The organism is Mucilaginibacter sp. SG564, assembly GCF_013149275.1.
Taxonomy (GTDB): domain Bacteria; phylum Bacteroidota; class Bacteroidia; order Sphingobacteriales; family Sphingobacteriaceae; genus Mucilaginibacter.
On record NZ_JABGNA010000009.1, the window covers coordinates 103,287 to 122,038 of the forward strand.

Annotated in this window: 17 protein-coding genes and 1 tRNA gene; 6 read left to right on the forward strand and 12 right to left on the reverse strand. The window is 44.3% G+C overall.

The features are described 5' to 3' along the window. Nucleotides 1-19: 19 nt before the first annotated feature. Complete coding sequence (locus tag FHW89_RS20975) at nt 20-460, reverse strand: DUF2750 domain-containing protein (RefSeq protein WP_172337009.1); 441 nt, start codon at nt 458-460, stop codon at nt 20-22. A 27-nt stretch (nt 461-487) separates the two neighbouring features. Then, entirely contained in the window at nt 488-1,789 is a 1,302-nt protein-coding gene (locus tag FHW89_RS20980; RefSeq protein ID WP_172337010.1) for a (Fe-S)-binding protein, read from the reverse strand. Between the two features lie 222 nt (nt 1,790-2,011). On the opposite strand from FHW89_RS20980, the gene FHW89_RS20985 reads away from it, so the two are divergent. Continuing rightward, nucleotides 2,012-2,084 (forward strand) — tRNA-Phe (locus FHW89_RS20985). A 182-nt stretch (nt 2,085-2,266) separates the two neighbouring features. Here FHW89_RS20985 and hppD read toward each other — a convergent pair. Then, nucleotides 2,267-3,391 (reverse strand): 4-hydroxyphenylpyruvate dioxygenase, encoded by a 1,125-nt coding sequence (hppD, locus tag FHW89_RS20990; protein ID WP_172337011.1) that lies wholly within the window; start codon nt 3,389-3,391, stop codon nt 2,267-2,269. Between the two features lie 72 nt (nt 3,392-3,463). Next, nucleotides 3,464-4,621, reverse strand: coding sequence for a homogentisate 1,2-dioxygenase (locus tag FHW89_RS20995; RefSeq protein WP_172337012.1), 1,158 nt, complete (start codon nt 4,619-4,621; stop codon nt 3,464-3,466). A gap of 360 nt (nt 4,622-4,981) precedes the next feature. Between FHW89_RS20995 and FHW89_RS21000 the strand changes: the two genes are divergently transcribed. Both FHW89_RS21000 and FHW89_RS21005 read left to right on the forward strand, forming a co-directional pair. After that, nucleotides 4,982-5,977, forward strand: a complete 996-nt coding sequence (locus tag FHW89_RS21000; RefSeq protein ID WP_172337013.1) for a fumarylacetoacetate hydrolase family protein — start codon at nt 4,982-4,984, stop codon at nt 5,975-5,977. Nucleotides 5,978-5,988: 11 nt separating this feature from the next. After that, nucleotides 5,989-6,879 carry a flavin reductase family protein gene (locus FHW89_RS21005; RefSeq protein WP_172337014.1) on the forward strand — a complete coding sequence of 297 codons (891 nt, stop codon included), beginning with the start codon at nt 5,989-5,991 and terminating at the stop codon, nt 6,877-6,879. A 496-nt stretch (nt 6,880-7,375) separates the two neighbouring features. On the opposite strand, the gene FHW89_RS21010 is transcribed toward FHW89_RS21005, so the two are convergent. The 8 genes from FHW89_RS21010 to FHW89_RS21045 all read right to left on the reverse strand — a co-directional run bounded on the left by FHW89_RS21010 (nt 7,376) and on the right by FHW89_RS21045 (nt 14,345). After that, nucleotides 7,376-8,122, reverse strand: a complete 747-nt coding sequence (locus tag FHW89_RS21010; RefSeq protein WP_172337015.1) for a LytTR family DNA-binding domain-containing protein — start codon at nt 8,120-8,122, stop codon at nt 7,376-7,378. Further along, a complete protein-coding gene (locus tag FHW89_RS21015) occupies nt 8,119-9,153 on the reverse strand; it encodes a sensor histidine kinase (RefSeq protein ID WP_253952283.1) in 1,035 nt (344 codons plus the stop codon). The genes FHW89_RS21010 and FHW89_RS21015 overlap by 4 nt, the downstream gene beginning before the upstream one ends. Nucleotides 9,154-9,326: 173 nt before the next feature. After that, complete coding sequence (locus tag FHW89_RS21020; protein WP_172337016.1) at nt 9,327-9,662, reverse strand: DUF4288 domain-containing protein; 336 nt, start codon at nt 9,660-9,662, stop codon at nt 9,327-9,329. Between the two features lie 112 nt (nt 9,663-9,774). Then, nucleotides 9,775-10,626 carry a LiaI-LiaF-like domain-containing protein gene (locus FHW89_RS21025; RefSeq protein ID WP_172337017.1) on the reverse strand — a complete coding sequence of 284 codons (852 nt, stop codon included), beginning with the start codon at nt 10,624-10,626 and terminating at the stop codon, nt 9,775-9,777. 490 nt (nt 10,627-11,116) lie between these two features. Beyond that, the gene (locus FHW89_RS21030) at nt 11,117-11,518 is read right to left on the reverse strand and encodes a LiaI-LiaF-like domain-containing protein (RefSeq protein WP_172337018.1); all 402 of its coding nucleotides are present in this window, start codon (nt 11,516-11,518) and stop codon (nt 11,117-11,119) included. Nucleotides 11,519-11,980: 462 nt separating this feature from the next. Beyond that, nucleotides 11,981-13,042: an agmatine/peptidylarginine deiminase gene (locus FHW89_RS21035; RefSeq protein WP_172337019.1), complete on the reverse strand. Its 1,062-nt coding sequence runs from the start codon at nt 13,040-13,042 to the stop codon at nt 11,981-11,983. A 46-nt stretch (nt 13,043-13,088) separates the two neighbouring features. Continuing rightward, nucleotides 13,089-13,427, reverse strand: coding sequence for a four helix bundle protein (locus FHW89_RS21040; protein WP_172337020.1), 339 nt, complete (start codon nt 13,425-13,427; stop codon nt 13,089-13,091). 48 nt (nt 13,428-13,475) lie between these two features. Continuing rightward, complete coding sequence (locus FHW89_RS21045) at nt 13,476-14,345, reverse strand: carbon-nitrogen hydrolase (protein WP_172337021.1); 870 nt, start codon at nt 14,343-14,345, stop codon at nt 13,476-13,478. A gap of 313 nt (nt 14,346-14,658) precedes the next feature. Between FHW89_RS21045 and FHW89_RS21050 the strand changes: the two genes are divergently transcribed. From FHW89_RS21050 to FHW89_RS21060, 3 genes are all read left to right on the forward strand, one after another. Then, the gene (locus tag FHW89_RS21050; protein ID WP_172337022.1) at nt 14,659-15,609 is read left to right on the forward strand and encodes a lysylphosphatidylglycerol synthase transmembrane domain-containing protein; all 951 of its coding nucleotides are present in this window, start codon (nt 14,659-14,661) and stop codon (nt 15,607-15,609) included. 71 nt (nt 15,610-15,680) lie between these two features. Next, nucleotides 15,681-17,459 (forward strand): aromatic amino acid hydroxylase, encoded by a 1,779-nt coding sequence (locus FHW89_RS21055; protein ID WP_172337023.1) that lies wholly within the window; start codon nt 15,681-15,683, stop codon nt 17,457-17,459. A gap of 160 nt (nt 17,460-17,619) precedes the next feature. Then, nucleotides 17,620-18,324, forward strand: coding sequence for an SDR family oxidoreductase (locus FHW89_RS21060; protein ID WP_172337024.1), 705 nt, complete (start codon nt 17,620-17,622; stop codon nt 18,322-18,324). The last annotated feature ends 428 nt before the right edge of the window (nt 18,325-18,752 follow it).

An 18,752-nucleotide genomic window follows, 5' to 3' on the forward strand; every position in this document is an offset into this window, starting at 1 on the left:
TATTTATGATTTTCCTCAGTTAATCAAGTGACTCACTGATCTCTGTTATAAATTCGTTTATACTACTATAATTTTTAAAGCTAATTGCCGAGTTAATGGCATTCAATTGTTCCAAAACATCAACTGCCAAATCTAAAGCAGTACTTTCTTTTCCAAACATGTTAGTATCCCAGTTAATGCCGGCTAAAACTTCGTTATCAGCCATCTCGATGCACCAGCTTTCTAAAAATTCTGCTAAAGGAATTTCGACCGGTAAATAGCCCTTCCAATCATCCCGGGCACATGCCTTGGCATAAGCTCTGTCTGACCAGAATGGAATTACATCTACATCTTCGCTGTCATTAGAATGAGAGTTGGCCCAGCCATTTTTGCTCTTTAGCGCCCACACCGATTTTGATGCCGCGGTTTTTCCGATAAACAGCTTATATTTTGATTCGATGGTTGCAATATCTTGTAACATATGATCAGGTATTATAAAACCGCTGGCTTAATTATTTTCGGCCCAATTAAAGCGGTCGGCCTGGCTGTATTTCCAGGGGGCGCCATTATTTTCAACGTTGCCAAACATATTGTTAAGGCTGGCAGGCGCCTGTGATTCCTCCATTACAATATAACGGCGCATTTCGGTAATAATCTCTAACGGATTAATATTCACCGGGCAGGCTTCGGCACAGGCATTACAGGTAGTACAAGCCCAAAGCTCTTCACGGGTAATGTAGTTATCTAATAAAGCTTTACCGTCATCGTGGTCTTTCCCATGCTTATCCAGGTTATTACCTACTTCGGTAATTCTGTCGCGGGTATCCATCATAATTTTTCGGGGTGATAAAAGCTTGCCCGTGATATTAGCCGGGCATACCGAAGTACACCTGCCACATTCTGTGCAAGTATAAGCCTCCATCAGGTTTTTCCAGCTCAGATCGGTAACATCTTTAGCACCGAAACGTGCCGGCTCACCTGTATTCTCCGGAACAAAAGATGGGTCAAGCATAGCCTTTACCTCGTTGGTAACCGATGCCATATTGGTAAACTTGCCTTTGTTGTTCAGGTTAGAGTAATAAGTATTGGGGAAAGCAAGCAGGATATGGAAATGCTTGGAATAGGGTAAATAATTCAAAAATGCCAATATCCCTATAATATGAAACCACCAACATACACGCTCTACAATAATCAGGGCGCTGGCATTGTCAGGCAATAACGGAGCTATTAGCGAACTTACCGGAAAACTGCCAGCTGTAACATAATGACTAAAATGTAATATCTGTAATTTGTAATCGGCCGCGTTCATCGTTAAAAAGGCGCTCATTAACAAGATTTCTGTAATGAGGATATAATTGGCGTCAGACCGGGGCCATCTGGTCATTTCGGTGCCTGTGAAGCGCTTTAAATGAACAATATTACGCCTGCAAAGGAAAACAACACACGCAGTAAATACCAATACTGCTAACACCTCAAAGCTCCCGATTAAAAACCCATACAAACTGCCTAATGGGTGTGAAAATATTCTATGCGAACCGAATACCCCATCTATCATGATCTCCAATACTTCCAGGTTAATGATCACAAAACCGATATAGATAAAAAAATGCATCACGGCAGCCACCGGGCGTTTTACCATTTTGGTTTGCCCAAGAGCTATTTTTGCCATTACTTTCCAGCGTTCGGCAGGCCTGTCAGATCGGTCAGTATCCTTTCCCAGCAATATATTGCGCCTTATTTTGGCTGCGTTTTTAGCAAACAGGTAAATGGCGGCTCCTAAGATGATAATAAATATAGCTTGTGCAATCATTATGCGTGCATAGTATTTTATTCAAAGTTAATTGAATTGTTGAAAGAGAAAAATGTTTTAGGATTGAAAAATATCTTTAAAGCTAAGTAACTGATTAACTGTTTAATTGTTTAGTTTTAAAAATCAACACAGGCTTTCTGGCAAATATTTTTAAACTTTTTTCAAAAAAAACTTTTCAAACATAAAAAAAAAGCTACATTTGCAATCCCCAAACGGAGGAATGGTACCATAGCTCAGATGGTAGAGCAAAGGACTGAAAATCCTTGTGTCACTGGTTCGATCCCAGTTGGTACCACTTAAAAATAAAAGCCTCGATTCCACACTGGGATCGAGGCTTTTATTTTTGTCATCTTTTTAATGCCCTCATTGAGGACGATTCCAATAGGGTTAAGAAAAAAAGCCGGGCAATTTGCCCGGCCTAAAATTAAAACTTCGCTAATAGTTAATAGAATATATTTAGATAGGGTATTCCCTTTATTAAAGATTTCCTCTTATTTCCTGCTCGCGTTCAATGGCCTCAAACAAAGCTTTGAAATTGCCCGCACCGAATGATTTGGCTCCTTTACGCTGTATGATCTCAAAGAACAGGGTGGGCCTGTCTTCGATAGGTTTAGTGAATATTTGCAGCAGGTAGCCTTCATCATCACGATCGACAAGGATACCCAGTTTTTTCAATGGTTCCAGGTCTTCATCGATATGACCAACACGATCTGTTAATTCATCATAGTAGGTAGTAGGCACGGTCAGGAATTCTACACCGCGGCTTTGCAGGTCGGTTACAGTGGCTACAATATTATCGGTTGCCAGGGCAAGGTGCTGTACGCCTTCATCTTCATAAAATTCGAGGTATTCCTCAATCTGCGATTTCTTTTTACCCTCTGCAGGTTCGTTGATCGGGAATTTGACGTAGCCGTTGCCATTACTCATCACCTTGCTCATGAGGGCAGAATATTCGGTGCTAATCATTTTATCGTCGAAGGTTAAAATGTTCCGAAAACCCATCACATCTTCATAAAAATTCACCCAGTCGTTCATTTTATGCCAGCCCACGTTACCTACGCAATGGTCGATATATAAAAGGCCCGCAGTGGATGGATTATAGTTGTTCTCCAATTTTTGATAACCTGGCAAAAACAAGCCATTATAGTTTTTACGCTCAATGAACATATGCACAGTTTCGCCATACAGCATGATACCGCTGGTGCGCACTTCGCCATGTTCATCTTTAAAGGTTTGCGGCTGCTGATAGGGCACGGCGCCGCGTTTGGTGGTTTGTTCAAAGGCGTCATAAGCGTCGTCAACCCAAAGGGCCAGTACTTTTACACCATCTCCATGTTTTTTAATATGCTCGGCAATAGGGTGATTGGAGTGCAGAGGGGTGGTGAGCACTATCCTGATCTTGCCTTGTTGTAATACGTATGATGCCCTGTCGCGCACCCCAGTTTCGGGTCCGGAGTAGGCCAGGTTTTGAAAGCCGAAGGCTGTTTTATAATAATGGGCCGCCTGTTTGGCATTACCCACATAAAACTCCACATGATCGGTACCGTTAAGCGGTAAAAAATCTGTAGTGCCTGGTGTTTTATCTAAAGTTTGTGTTTGCATGGTTTTTAATTATTGAATTATTGAGTTAGTGAATTAGTGATTGCTTTAGGCTTTCAACTTTTTGCCTTTGGCTCACATTTGCCAGCTCTTGTAATAATTTTCGTCTTCTATTTTTATAGCGTCTTCGGTCAGCATCAGCGGACGGAAGGGATCTATCATTACCGCCAATTCATCTGTTGATTCCTTACCGATCGATTTTTCGACCGAACCCGGGTGCGGTCCGTGTGGGATACCTCCAGGGTGCAGGGTGATCTGTCCTTTTACCACGCTTTTACGGCTCATAAAATCGCCATCCACATAGTATAAAACCTCATCGCTATCTACATTGCTGTGGTTGTAAGGAGCAGGGATAGAAAGTGGGTGATAATCAAACTTGCGGGGCACAAAAGAGCATATCACAAAATTGTTGCCCTCAAATGTCTGATGTACCGGTGGTGGTTGGTGCAGGCGACCGGTTATCGGTTCAAAATCATGTATGGACAGGGCCCATGGATAATGAAAACCATCCCAGCCAATAAAATCAAATGGGTGGGTGCCATAGATGTATGGATAGATTAAGCCCTGTTTTTTGATCAGAATTTTAAAGTCGCCTTTTTCATCATGCGTTTTCAGATCAGCCGGGCGTTTGATATCGCGCTCGCAATACGGCGAATGCTCCATCAACTGTCCGTATTGGTTGCGGTAACGTTTAGGTGGCCTTATCGGACTAAAGCTTTCTACAATGAACAGCCGGTTATCGGGCGTATCAAATTCCAGCTGATAAATGGTACCACGGGGGATAACAAGGTAGTCGCCATAAACAAATTTGATATTACCGAAGCCTGTTTTGAGGGTGCCAGAGCCTTCATGTATAAAAACTACTTCATCGGCCTGGCTATTTTTATAGAAATAATCCGTCATTGATTTACGCGGTGCAGCCAGTGAAATATGCAGATCGCTGTTGACCAGCACTGGTTTACGGCTTTGCAGATAATCATCCTCAGGCTTTACATTAAAACCAATCAGACTGGTGTGTTTCAGATGCTTTTCGCGCGCTATTTTGGGCTCAACGCTGTATGGTTCGCCCAGGGTTTTTACAATAGTAGGCGGGTAGGCGTGATATACCAGCGAGTAAAGGCTCGAAAAACCTTCTGTTGATACCAGTTCTTCGGCATATAACGAACCATCGGGTTTGCGGAACTGCGTATGCCGCTTATGCGGGATAGCTCCTAATGTATGATATAAAGGCATGATGTTTTAATTGGTTAACAATAAAACGTTTAAAATATCAGGATAGTTTTTGGAGGAATAAGGATTTGGGGACTATTGGATTGTACGAAATTAGGCACAAGCCTTACTTGTCCTTACTCCCAAAGTCTCTTGATCCCAAAATCTAATTAGTATTGAGCCAGCACTATTTTGGCAAGCATAGCATCCCTGAACGATGAGGCATCGCTCATGCTGGTGAGGCCCAGTGAAAACAGAAAATGTTTTTGTACGCTTAACATGGTTAATACGAAATTAGAAGTAATATTTTTAATATGCAAGCATAATATTTTAACCACGCATGCGGTAAAATGTTTAGTTTTGGCTCAACCAATTCTGCCATTTATGAAATTAGTATCCTATAAAACCGAAGACCGCGAGCATTTAGGTATTTTTATAAACAAGCACATTTATAACCTGAACTCTTGCGATAAGCTGATCCCCGATAATATGAACGAGTTTTTATGGGGCGGCGATGAACTGATGGATCATGCCCGGCGCGTTCATGAGGCCATTAGTTCGGGAAAAATGGAGGCTAAGGAGGAGTTGTTTTTTGAGCTGATAGCTCCCGTGCCTCATCCAACGTCATGCCGCGATGGTTATGCTTTCAGGCAGCATGTGGCCGCCGCGCGCCGCAACCGCAAGGTGGATATGATACCCGAATTTGACCAATACCCTATATTTTATTTTACCAACCACAATGCCATACAAGGCCCAGGTGAAATTGAATGTATGCCCGACCATTTCAACAAGCTCGATTTTGAGCTGGAAGTAGCCGTAGTGCTCAACAAAAAAGGCCGAAATATTAAAGCCGCCGATGCCGATAGCTTTATTGCCGGCTACATGATCATGAACGATATGAGTGCCCGTACCCTGCAAATGGAAGAAATGCTGCTCAACCTTGGCCCGGCAAAAGGCAAAGATTTTTCGACTGTGATTGGTCCCTGGCTGGTAACGCCCGATGAATTAGAGCCTTATAAAACAGCGCCCAGACCTGGTCATATCGGTAATAGTTACAACCTGCAAATGACCTGTGCTGTAAACGGTAAACAGGTATCGGCAGGTAATATGGCCGATATGGACTGGACTTTTGCCGAGATCATTGAGCGCTGCGCCTACGGCTGCGATGTGCTGCCCGGCGATGTGATAGGCTCAGGTACCGTGGGTACAGGTTGTTTTCTGGAATTGAACGGAACCGGCCTGCTCAATGATGCCAATTATAAACCGCAATGGCTGCAACCTGGCGACCTTGTTGAAATGGAAATCACCGGATTGGGGATGCTGGGCAATATCATTAAAAAAGCTAACAGTGATTTTTCGATATTGGCATTAAAGAAATAAGTTAAATTCCGATGCTATCACTCAAAGTAAGCGAGCTTTCCATTTTTCAATTGCAAAATTATTTGAACCATGCCGTAGCGCCGCGCCCGATCTGTTTAGCCAGTACGGTGGATAAGGATGGTAATATTAACCTGAGTCCCTTTAGTTTTTTTAACGTATTCAGTACCAATCCGCCGGTTTGTATATTTTCACCATCGCGTAGTGTGCGGGATAATATTACCAAACATACGCTGCAAAACATTTTAGAGGTTCAGGAATGTGTGATCAATATTGTTGATTACGAGATGGTACAGCAGGTTTCCCTCTCCAGCGTTATGTACCCAAAAGGGGTAAACGAATTCATCAAATCGGGGCTAACCCCTGTAGCATCTGAACTGGTTAAACCACCCCGCGTAGCTGAGGCCCCAGTGCAACTGGAATGTGTAGTGAACCAGGTGATCTCGCTTGGCGATACTCCGGGTGCCGGCAACCTGATCCTGGCCGAGATCAAGATCATCCATATCAAAGACCATGTTTTGGATGCCGAAGGTAAAATCGACCAGGCTAAAATGGACCTGGTAGCTCGCTTGGGCGGCGACTGGTATTGCCGCGTTACCGAGGATAACCTGTTTAAGGTAGCCAAGCCCAATGCTAAAATAGGTATAGGTGTGGATAGCCTACCGCATGCCATACGCAACTCTCGGGTACTTACCGGCAACAACCTGGGGCAACTGGGTAACCTGGAGACCCTGCCCGCCGATGATGCCATTGAACTATACAAACAAGACCCCGCTATCAAAGAACTATTAGACGCCACCATAGGCGACAGCCAAACCCGCGAACTTCAGCTACATCTGAAAGCCAAACAACTCCTGGACGAGGACAGGGTAGAAGAGGCCCTGATGGTGCTGCTGATCGATTAAAATTCCGGATTTTAACATTTCCCAGCTCCTAAAACTTTTTAAACCTTAAATTTTAACACTTTTCTTGCCAAAAACGGCATAAAACTGATCCGAAAACATTCAAAAAATGTCGATTTTAGCACTTTTTAACAAATTTTAAGGGGTTTTGATGCGTTTTTAAAACTTTAAAAAGTATTAATTTATTGATGGTCAAATAAAACATACCAAACGGTCGGTTTTGGGGTCTTGTTTGGGTTTTAACAAAACAGCCCGGCTTCCTGATAAAAGGAAGCCGGGCTGTTGATTGATATAAATATACGAAAAATTGGGGGGAATATAAAATGCGTTAAAATCAAGTTGTCATCTCGAACGAGGTACGAGGAGAGATCTTATACACGGGATAAGCCAACTGTACAAGATTTCTCCTCGTCCTCGTTCGAAATGACATTGTGGGAGACGAGATACAAAAAAAGAGACGCATGTAATGCGTCTCTACAATATTCTTTTCAATACTGTTTTATATGCCCAGCACTTGTTTCAGCTTTACGTAGCCGGTTTTGCTTACGGGTATTTTGGCGCCCGACTTGAGGATGGCCAGGTGAGCGTCTTTTTCATATGGATCTATACGGGTGATCTGTTGTATAGCAATGATGTAGGAGCGGTGTACGCGCACAAACTGGCGGGCATCCAGCGTTTTTTCAAAAAAGTTCATCGTTTTGTTTTTCAGGTACGATCCTTCTTTGGTAAATACGCTTACATAGTCGTCATCGGCTTGCAGATATTCTACATCGGCAACCGGGATAATTTTTACTTTGGTGCCTGTTTTTACCACAATGCGCTCGTTTTGTCCTGGCGATTGCGAAGCGGCGGTTTCAAGCAGTTCTTCGGTTTGCTTGGGTACTTGCTTTTCCGGAGCCGTTGCCAGGAATTTTTCGACGGCCTTGTTAAAACGGTCTTTATTAAAGGGTTTCAACAGGTAATCTACGGCGTGGGCCTCAAAAGCTTTAATGGCGTACTCGTCAAAAGCGGTAGTAAATATTACAGCGGGCTGTTGCTCTACCAATTCCAGCATTTCAAAGCCATTTATTTTAGGCATCTGCACATCCAGGAAGATCAGATCGGGCTGATGCTGCTGTATGGCTTTTAATCCTTCAAAGCCATCGCCGCATTCCTGTATCAGTTCAATTTCACTAAAGTTTTGCAGATATTCCTTTACAACCATTCGTGCTAAAGGTTCATCATCAATAATTAAGGCTCGCCTCATAACTGTGGTATTTTTATAATGGTTGTAAATATATTATCATTTCCATGAGTTTCCATCAAATCGTTACGGGCAAAAAGCAAATAAAGCCGGCGTTGTACCCCGCGTAAACCAAAACCGGTGCCTTTTTGCGGGCGCGAGGTTTGTGGATCGTACGGGTTTTGCACCATCAGTACCAAATAATTATCCTCCATTTCGCTGCGGATGCTTACGGTTACTTCGCCAACGGTATCATATAAGCCAAATTTTATGGCATTCTCTACCAGGGGTTGCAGCAGCATGGAGGGCATCACGGCGGTGCCGCATTTATCATCGCAGCTTATTTCGGTTTGCAGTCGGTGCCCAAAACGTACCTTTTCAATCTCAAGGTACAGGTTCAGGTGTGCCAGTTCTTCGCTCAGGGGAACCTGTTGCTGATCGTCCTTTTTAAGCGTTCCCCGTAAAAAATCAGATAGTTGGTGTATCATCTTGCGGGCCTCATCGGGTTTAAAACCGATAAGCGCGTTGATGGAGTTTAAGCTATTGAACAAAAAGTGAGGCTGCAATTGCTGCCGCAGATTATACAATTCGGCATCACGGGCCAGTTGTTCGGCCTCGGTTTTGCGTTTCATGGTTTCTTTCTGGTCCAGCTGCGAATACCAAAGCAAGCTGATCATGGCCATCCAGCCGATAGCCAGGAAGTTGGTAAAAAAGCGAATGGTTAAGGATTGCTGTACAAAATTCACAAACACCTTATCGGTATTGATGAGCGGCAGCAGGTATCGGCAGCCCACGGTACAGATACCGGCCAATGCCACACACCAGATAAACAGGTTAATGTAACTGCCCTTACCAGGCTGATAGTAACGCAGGTTGTTGTTGATGAGCCAGCAGGCCCCCGAAAGCAATATGGCGCTCAGGAACCCGTCGGCCGAGGCCGTGAACCAATAAAAGCCAAAGCTATGTATAATATAAGTTTGCAGGCCACCCCAAACCAGCCCGCAAACGATAAATGCGCCGTATAATTTTGAAGCTGAGATAGACGGTATTGCCAAAACTTATATTTTTTTAAATGGAGAATCAAGAATCAAGAGACAAGAATCAAGACCGGAAAACGTGGACAAAACCCATATAAAATGTGTGCTTTGTATTCCTGCTTCGATTCTTTTAACCATATTTTCAATGTGTTTTTCTTGATTCCTGACTCTTACTTTCTTGATTCTTTTGCTTAGTTTCTCACACCTAATAAGGCCGATTTGTGGTGTGCCCAGGCAATGTACAGGTCGGCATCGGGTGTTTCATGTATATTATAGTACAGTTCGGCGCCATCGGTAAGTTCGCCTATCTGGTTTAATTCGGCCACATCAATAAACTGCCATTTAACGGTTTGTTTTTCGATGTTTTTAAAACTATCCTGATTGGCATGACCAATTTTGTTTGCTTTTTCAAAGGCGCTCAGTTGGTTATCGGCATTGATGAGGCGTAACTGCTCATCAAACTGTGCCTGGTGATCGCCATTGCCGCTGATCACCCTGAAAACTAATTTTGCTACGTACCAGTTCATTATGTTTGTTTTTTTAGAAGTATCAAGTAGTTAGTATCAAGTATCAAGATTTTTGGTATCAAAACTCAGATTTTGTCGTGATACTTGATACTAACTACTTGATACTAAATCATCAATAGCTGCGTATATCAACCCCGGCAAAAATGGAGGTTCCTTTAAGTACCAGTATTTTATCGTTATTGGGCGATGCGGTGCTGCGGATGCGTTTATCGTCGACCCCGGCAAAAACGGCTGCCAGGTCTGATACCACCTGCCAGTTGGATGGCACAATGATCTTGGTGCCGCCAAATACCTGGGTAATATCTATATAAACACGGCCGCTGATGTCGGCTTGGGTAAAGTCAAGTTCGGCACCGCCAAAAATGTTCACTATTTCGCCGCCTTTAAAGTTTTTGGATAGGATGGTTTTGTTAACCCCACCAAAAATAGAAACCGCATCCAGGTAGTCGTCGCCATTATGGTAGCCAAAAGGTGGGTTGTTAGGATCCTTGGGTGGTACATCATCACCATCTTTTATGGCGTAATCGGCTGCTTCGGGGTCATTTTTACCAAAATCAAAATTGGCAGCTTGTTTACTCCATTTACCATCTTGTTTACTCCATTTGCCATCCTTGGTGTTTCGTTCCCATTCATTATGCCTGCCGCGCCTTAAAATAAGCCAAATACCAAAACCGATGATGGCTATGGGCCAAACTATGCGGTCGGCATTGCCAATGTTGTCATTTAACAAAAAGATGATGCCTAAAATGATCATGATACTCCAAGAGGCTTTCCTGAAGTTATGTTTAGCTCCAAAATAAAGGCCGCATGCTATAATCCACATAGGCCAGCTGAATATCCAATCGGGAATTAAAAAATCGGCAAATTGCCTTAGGAGCAGCACCCCTCCTACGGCAAGTAGTATAACCCCAGCCATCGCTTTTCCTTTATTGGGGTTGGTTGTATGTTCTATATCGTTGTTCATTTGTGTGCAAATTAAATCGTATCCAAAACTAAGGTAACATAATACATGTGCCAAACAAAAACTGGCGATATATTTAAAGAAATCGGTAGAGGTGGATGTTTTGTCGGTGAAAAAGTTGGCGGGCGATTAGTATCAGGTAGCTAGTATCAAGTATCAAGACTTTTAAGGGGGAATTTGGGCTCGTTAGCGATCATGGATGTTGGGAAAATTATGTGTTGTTGGGCAAGCTCCCCTCTTGAGAGGGGGCGCGTGGGATTGTGTAGTAGGAGGGGTGTGTTCTTAAAGCCGAAAAACACACCCCTCCACCCCTCTCAAGAGGGGAATCGCACAGGCCCCACACTTTTTCGGTATTCCAATATCTGTGTTTGCGAGCAAGTGCAAGTGTCATGATACTTGATACTAGCTACCTGATACTAAACCCCACAACAAAAGGGAGTCCGCAAACCGGTACTCCCTCCTGAATTGAAACAAAACTATTAACTATGAAAATTTAAACTTCTGGTTCGGTTGTTTTATCGAAATGCAAAGTGTCTTTGGGCTTTTCGAAATGAAATTCCTCTTTATGCTTGCGGGGTTTAAAGGCTACCCAGGCGCCAAATGCCATAATGCCTACCGGCCAGATAATGCGGTCGGAATCGGGTATGTTTTCGTTAAGCAAAAAGGCCACACCCACCAGGGTAATCAGGATCCATGATGTTTTACGGAAATTGTATTTGGCACCCATATATAAACCCCAGGCTACTATCCACATGGGCCAGCTAAACAGCCAGTCGGGGAAAAGTACAAAGTCAAATTCTCTGATCAATAGTATACCGCCAATGATCAGTAAAATTACCCCTGCAGCAGTTTTGCTATTATTGGGGGTAATGGTAGTTTCTATATCGTTGTTCATCGCTTTAAGTATTAATATTATACCCTAAAGGTACGGCGGTATATAAAGCTGGGCAACGTAATATAGGTGAGATGGGAGGGTAATATCGGTAAAAGTATGGGTTTATCCGGTGAATGAAGAAGGGGTGAATTGAGAAGGGGGAGGCAAGATATAAGAATCAAGAACCAAGAAAAGGCAGCGTGTTATTTGGATGACAAAATGGGTGGTATCGGCTCACCCGGCCATCGCTGCGCTTGGCCACCCTCTCTTCGCCTGCGGCGGAAAGAGGGGATTAGTCTGGTGAAAATTCTTTTGTCATCCTGAGGAACGAAGGATCTGTTATTGAACATGCCGAGCGCAGAATAGATGCTTCACTTCGTTCAGCATGACAAACTGTTTTATAAAGCCCCCTCTTTCCGCCGCAGGCGAAGAGAGGAGTGGGTGTCCAGCGAAGCACAGACGGGTAAGTAGAAACCGCTGGCCTTAAACCTCCGGTTCCTGCTGGCTAAGGCAATGGAAACTACCCAGCCCCCAGATAATATCGGTTGAATCGATGCCTATCACTTCATGATCAGGGAAACATTGCTGCAATATATCGCAAGCCTTATCGTCATTTACCGAGCGGTAAGTTGGTACAATAACCGCTGAGTTGGCAATATAAAAATTAGCGTATGATGCCGGTAAACGGGTATCCTCGTAAATCACGGCTTCGGGCATAGGTAGCTCCACAATGTTAAGCTGTTTGCCGTTAAGCAGGCGCATTGTTTTCAGGCTCTCGAGGTTTTCCTGCAGCAGGTGATAGTTCTCGTCGTTTTTGTCTTCTTCTACCACGGTAACTACGGTGTCCTCGTTCACAAATCGGGTAATATCATCAATATGACCATCGGTATCGTCGCCAACAATGCCATCGCCCAGCCACAAAATCTGCTCGGCGCCGTAGTAGTTGCGCAGGTAAGTTTCTATCTGATCCTGACTCAGCAGCGGGTTACGGTTTTTGTTGAGCAGGCAGGCCGTAGTGGTAAGGATAGTGCCTTTGCCATTAAAATCAACCGATCCTCCTTCCATCACAATACCAGGGTTAAATACTGGTAACCCAAAGTGATTACCGATCTTGGTCGGAATTACATCGTCCAGATCAAAGGGCGGATATTTGCCACCCCAGGCGTTATAACCCCAATCAACAATGGCTTTTTGTTTAGTTTCGGGATTGATGACAAATGCTGGTCCGTGGTCGCGGCACCAGGCGTCGTTAGTGCCAAAAGCAAAAAGCTCCACCCGGTTCATATCGACACCGGCATGCTGCAATTGAAAAACTACGGCGGCTTTCATCACCTCGTCAACCACATTGATGCGCACCAATTCGTTACGCGTCAGGATCTTGATAAACTCGATGTACGAGGGATAAATGGTATCAAGCTTACCCGGCCACGAAGCTTCCTTATGCGGCCAGCTTAACCAGGTGGCAGTATGTTTGGCCCACTCAGCGGGAAAATGAAACCCTTGCGATGCGGGTGTTTGTATGGTTGAAATAGTTTTATAGTCCATAGTCGATGGTCGATGGTCCGTAGTAGGAATTTTACAATGTGTTTTTTTAAGCGGTAATCATTTTACATAACGATTGGTATTCGTCGTATAATCTATGAAAGTCCTCTTCTTTACTAATTTTTCTTCTCTTAGCAATAAAAAGACATGCTACAACTTCAATGGCTGATCTTAATGAATAACCTAAGAAGGTTTTGAAAACAGGATTTGTTTGTCCTGTGCAACCTTCTGCTATATTAAGCACCACAGAATCTGCAGCTCTCTTGATTTGTGAAGTCAGAATGAACAATTCTTCTTTTGGGAAACTACTTTTAGTTAAGCTATCGATCTCATCAGTTAACTCTAATGCCTTTTGCCAAACCTGAAGATTCTCAAATTTAAATGCCATTCTTCTCTTTTTCTTACCATGGTCTATGGACTAGCGACCATGGACTAATTAATCCTCATCAAGTAAACGTTTTGTGATCGGTTGATATGAATCTATCCTCCGATCACGCAGGAATGGCCAGTGGCTGCGGTAATAATCAGATTTATCGAGATCAAGTTCCTGTACCACCACTTCTTCCTGGTCATGCGAAGTTTGGTGGATGATTGCGCCGAATGGATTGGCAAAGAACGATCCGCCCCAGAATTTTACGCCGGCTTCTTCGCCAACACGGTTCACGCTTACCACGTGTACGCCATTCGCTACTGCGTGCGAGCGCTGTATGGTTTGCCAGGCGTTGTATTGCTCCACATTGGTGGCCTCATCCTGGGTGGTGGCCCAGCCAATAGCGGTTGGGTAAAATAAAATATCGGCACCCATTAAAGCGGTAATGCGGGCAGCTTCGGGATACCATTGATCCCAGCAGATGAGTACGCCTACTTTGCCGTATTTAGTTTTAAATACTTTGTAACCCAGATCGCCGGGGGTAAAGTAAAATTTTTCGTAAAAACCCGGATCGTCAGGAATATGCATTTTACGGTATTTGCCTAAGTAGCTGCCATCGGCATCCAGCACGGCGGTGGTATTGTGATAAACACCCTGCGCGCGTTTCTCAAACAGCGAGGCAATGATCACCACATTCAACTCGGCGGCTACTTTTTGCAGCTCGTCTGTTGATGGGCCAGGGATGCTTTCGGCCAGCTTAAAGTTGTCGTAATCCTCCACATCGCAAAAATAAAGCGAGGTGAAAAGTTCCTGTAAACAAACTATTTGCGCGCCTTTTGCAGCGGCTTCCCTTACCTTAACAATAGCCTTTTGCAGGTTCTGCTGTTTATCAGCAGTGCAGCTCATCTGTACCAGGCCAACTTTTACTTTACTCATACTCCTAAAATTTGCGCAAAAATAACAATTGCTGTTTAAAGTATCGAGTATCAAGTATCAAGTATTGTGACTTAAATGTAAAATAGGGAGTAGTGAGTGGTGAGTACCGGAGTTAGTATCAAGTAGCTAGTATCAAGTATCAAGACACTTACGCTGGCGCGATTAAAAAATATTTTGTAAAACATTCAAAAACAAAAACGGTTCAAGTCTTGATACTTGATATTCTGAATAAAGAAAAGTCTTGATACTTGATACTAGCTACTTGATACTAACTTCGCTACTTGATACCAAAAAATAATTAGCTTTGCAGCCAATGACAGAAGACGAAATACCGGCGCCAAAAACATTTAAGCAGCAACTGTGGAATGTTACTAAAACTGTATTAAAAATAGCTGTTACCACAGCCCTGCTCATTTGGGTATTTAGCAAGGTACCTATTCAATTGGTTAAATACCGCCTGCTGCACGCCAATTACTGGTGGATGGGCGCCGCCGTTGTTTGTTATTTCTTCTCGATGGTGGTATCGTCATGGCGCTTGCTCAGCTTTTTTCGGTCGATAGGTTTGCAGCTGAACCCTAAGTATAACCTGCGTTTGTATTTCCTGGGTCTGTTTTATAATGTGTTGCTGCCCGGCGGCATCGGTGGCGATGGTTACAAGATCTTCATTTTGAATAAAGCGCATAAAGTTCCCGGCAAAAAACTGTTCTGGGCCATTATGTTCGATAGGCTCAGCGGACTTTGGGCCATCGGCCTCATCACCGTAGCCCTGATATTCATGATCCCACAGATCGATATCCATAAGGCGCTGCCGGTAAGTATCTTTCTGGGTGGCTCGGCGGTTTATTATTTTGTGGCCTACATGTTTTTCAGGGAGTACACCAAGTACTTTTTCGAGGCGCATCTAAAAGCCCTGGTATTACAAGGATTTCAGCTGCTGGCTATTATCTGTGTGATGTTCGGACAGGATTTTGATGGTAAATTCTCGCCGTACCTATTATCGTTCCTGATTTCGGCGCTGGCATCAATCATTCCTATTACAGCTGGTGGCGCGGGTGCACGGGAAGCCATATTTACCAAACTATCTGATTATTTCCCGATGGATAAAGGACTCTCGGTTTTCCTGCCATCGTCATTTTATCTCATATCGCTTTTGGTGGCCCTGTTTGGGTTGTACTACGTGATCCGCCCAAGCCGGTTAGACAAAGGTCTGAAAAAGTATGACGAAGAGGTGACCGAAACTGCCACGGATCCGGGCGGCGAGTAGCGAAAATAAAGTGTGTGAGTACACCTAATTTTCTAAATTTGCGTTTCTTCTTATAAACCACTACAACGTAAATGAGCCATTTTAATGATTTTAACAATCCGCAGGTTGCGGCCTTGCCCGGTCATTTAAAACAATTTATAGTCGACCAGCACTACGAACATTATACACCTATTGATCATGCCGTTTGGCGCTATGTCATGCGCCAGAATTACAGCTATCTTAAAGACGTTGCCTACTATCCGTATATACCTGGCTTAACCAAAGCCGGTCTTACTATTGAACGCATTCCCGATTTGCAGGAGATGAACGATGCACTGGCCAAAATAGGCTGGGGCGCTGTTACCGTGGATGGTTTTATCCCGCCCGCTGCCTTTATGGAATACCAGGCCTACCGGGTGCTGGTTATAGCGGCAGATATCCGCCAGTTGCGCCATATTGAATACACCCCTGCTCCGGATATTATCCATGAATCGGCCGGGCATGCGCCTATTATTGCTGATAAGGATTATCACGAATACCTGAGCTATTTTGGTTCGATAGGAGCTAAGGCCATGTTTTCGGCGCAGGATTTTGAATTGTACGAGGCTATCAGGGCGCTATCAATATTGAAAGAAATGCCCGACGCGGATGATGCGGAGATCAGCAAAGCCGAAGAGTTGGTAGCTTATCGCCAGGAAAACATGGGCGAGCCCTCTGAAATGGCCCTGCTGAGCCGCCTGCACTGGTGGACGGTAGAGTACGGTCTGATCGGTACGCTGGAAACGCCAAAGATCTATGGCGCGGGCCTGCTGTCGTCTATTGGTGAAAGTTCCAGCTGCATGAACCCAGAGGTGGAAAAATTATGGTACACCATCGATGCGGTGAACTATAGTTATGACATCACCAAACCACAGCCGCAGCTCTTTGTAACGCCAACTTTCCAAAACCTGATTGATGTGCTGGAGGAGTTTGCCAATACCATGTCGTTCAGAAGGGGAGGAGCATACGGTTTAACCAAAGCTGTGGAAAGCAAAAATACCTGTACCGCGGTTTACAGCTCGGGTTTGCAGGTATCGGGTACCATTACCGATTTTAAGATTGATAAGAATGATCATTCTTACTTTATCAAAACTACAGGCCCAACAGCTTTATCTGTAAATGATAAACAACTGCCGGGGCATGGTAAAAACTATCATGCAGATGGTTTCAGCTCACCGGTAGGAAAGCTGAAGAATATCGCAACGCCGTTAGAGGAGCTAACCGAAGCAGAACTGGAAAATATCGGCATCGCCAAAGGTAAAACCGTAGAGCTTGATTTTGAAAGCGGTATTACAGTTAAAGGAACTATAAAAAGCATATTGGCCTTTTTGGGTAAAACGCAGCTGATTACCTTTACCGATTGTACCGTTACTGATAAAAAAGGGCATATATTGTTCGATCCATCATGGGGTGTATATGATATGGCCGTAGGCGAAAAGATTGTATCTGTATTTTGTGGAGCTGCCGATAAAGCCGCTTTTGAAGAGATCGTTTACAAATCGCAAACCGCAACCCACCATGTGGAATATGATCTGCGTACCCGCGAGCTTCACAAACTTTACCAGCAAGTGCGTAATCGCCGGCAAAAAGGCGGCGACTTTGGCTTTTTGGGTAATGTATGGTTCAAATTACAGAAAAATCACCACGACGACTGGCTTTGCGCACTAGAAATACTGGAATTGCTGGAGCATGAGGATGTGGAACCCATACTTAGAACCGAGATCAGGCAATTCCTTGAGCAGAAGGCCAAAGACCAGCCCGAGCTAAAAAAACTCATCAGCGATGGTTTTTATCTGATTGATCATCCTGTTGAACAAAAAGTGGTATTTTAGGCCCGGTTAAACGCAATAAAAAGAACCCGTCATTGAGCGTGGAGCCTCACCCAACCCTCACCAAAGGAGAGGGCTTTAAAGATTTTTTTAAGTCTCCCCCTTTGTGGGGGATTTAGAGGGGGCCTACGCTCGCAATGACGGTAAATAACAGAACGGGCATATGAATATCATTATAACAGGCGCCAGCAGCGGCGTGGGATTTGAAGCGGTAATTGAACTGATACTTTCGGGTAACAATAAGGTAATTGCATTGGCCCGCTCGCAGGACAAACTGGAGCGCCTGCTCGAAATTGCCCACGGTCTTAACCCCGATTGCCAGTTATTCGCCCTAAATTTTGATATTGTACATGACGATTATGAGGGCCTGCAGCAATTTATAGCCTCTAATTTTGATAACCGGGTTGATGTGCTCATCAATAATGCCGGTATGCTCATCAACAAACCATTCACGCAATTGCTCGAAACCGACTTTGTAGAAATGCTGCAAAGTAATTTCATCGGGCATGTACGCATGATACAGGCGCTGTTGCCGCTGATGCCCTCCGGTTCACATATCCTGAACATCGGTAGTATGGGTGGTTTTCAGGGTAGCGCCAAGTTCCCGGGTTTGTTGGCCTATTCGGCCAGCAAATCTGCCTTACATACCCTAACGGAATGTCTGGCACAGGAACTTATAGAACAGGACATCAAAGTAAATTGCCTGGCCTTAGGTTCGGCACAAACAGAAATGTTGGAGAAAGCTTTTCCCGGTTATCAATCGCCGGTAATGGCTTTTGAAATGGGTAAATATATAGCCGATTTTGCGCTTACCGGGCATAAATTCTTCAACGGGAAGGTATTGCCGGTTGCTGCTACTACTCCATAAATCAATTAATAAAAACTCCTCATTGAAGCCATTTTTACACATGTCATTGCGGCGTAGCGTGGCAATCGCATGCTATACGGGGCGGCTTTGCATGGCGTACACCCGCTCTTGGCCGCGGGAGGGCCTAGTTACTTTGTGGCCACAAAGTAACCAAAAGGCTTGTCATCAGAAATGCTTCTTTGCCCACGTAGCCTTTACCCTGCAAACCGAGCAGAACCAGGGCTGCAATTATTTTGCGCTACTTCGTTCCCGCATTTCCCTCCGCTTCAGCAAAAACTTGCTATGCCCTTTACAACCGCGCCGGCCACCATTGTTCTGCCCGCTTTCACCCGAAGCTTGTCTGCTGACGGGGGAAAGAGGAGTTTTTTACAATATGTTTGTCATGCTGAACAGAGTGAAGCATCTATTAAACGATATGCCTGTTTACG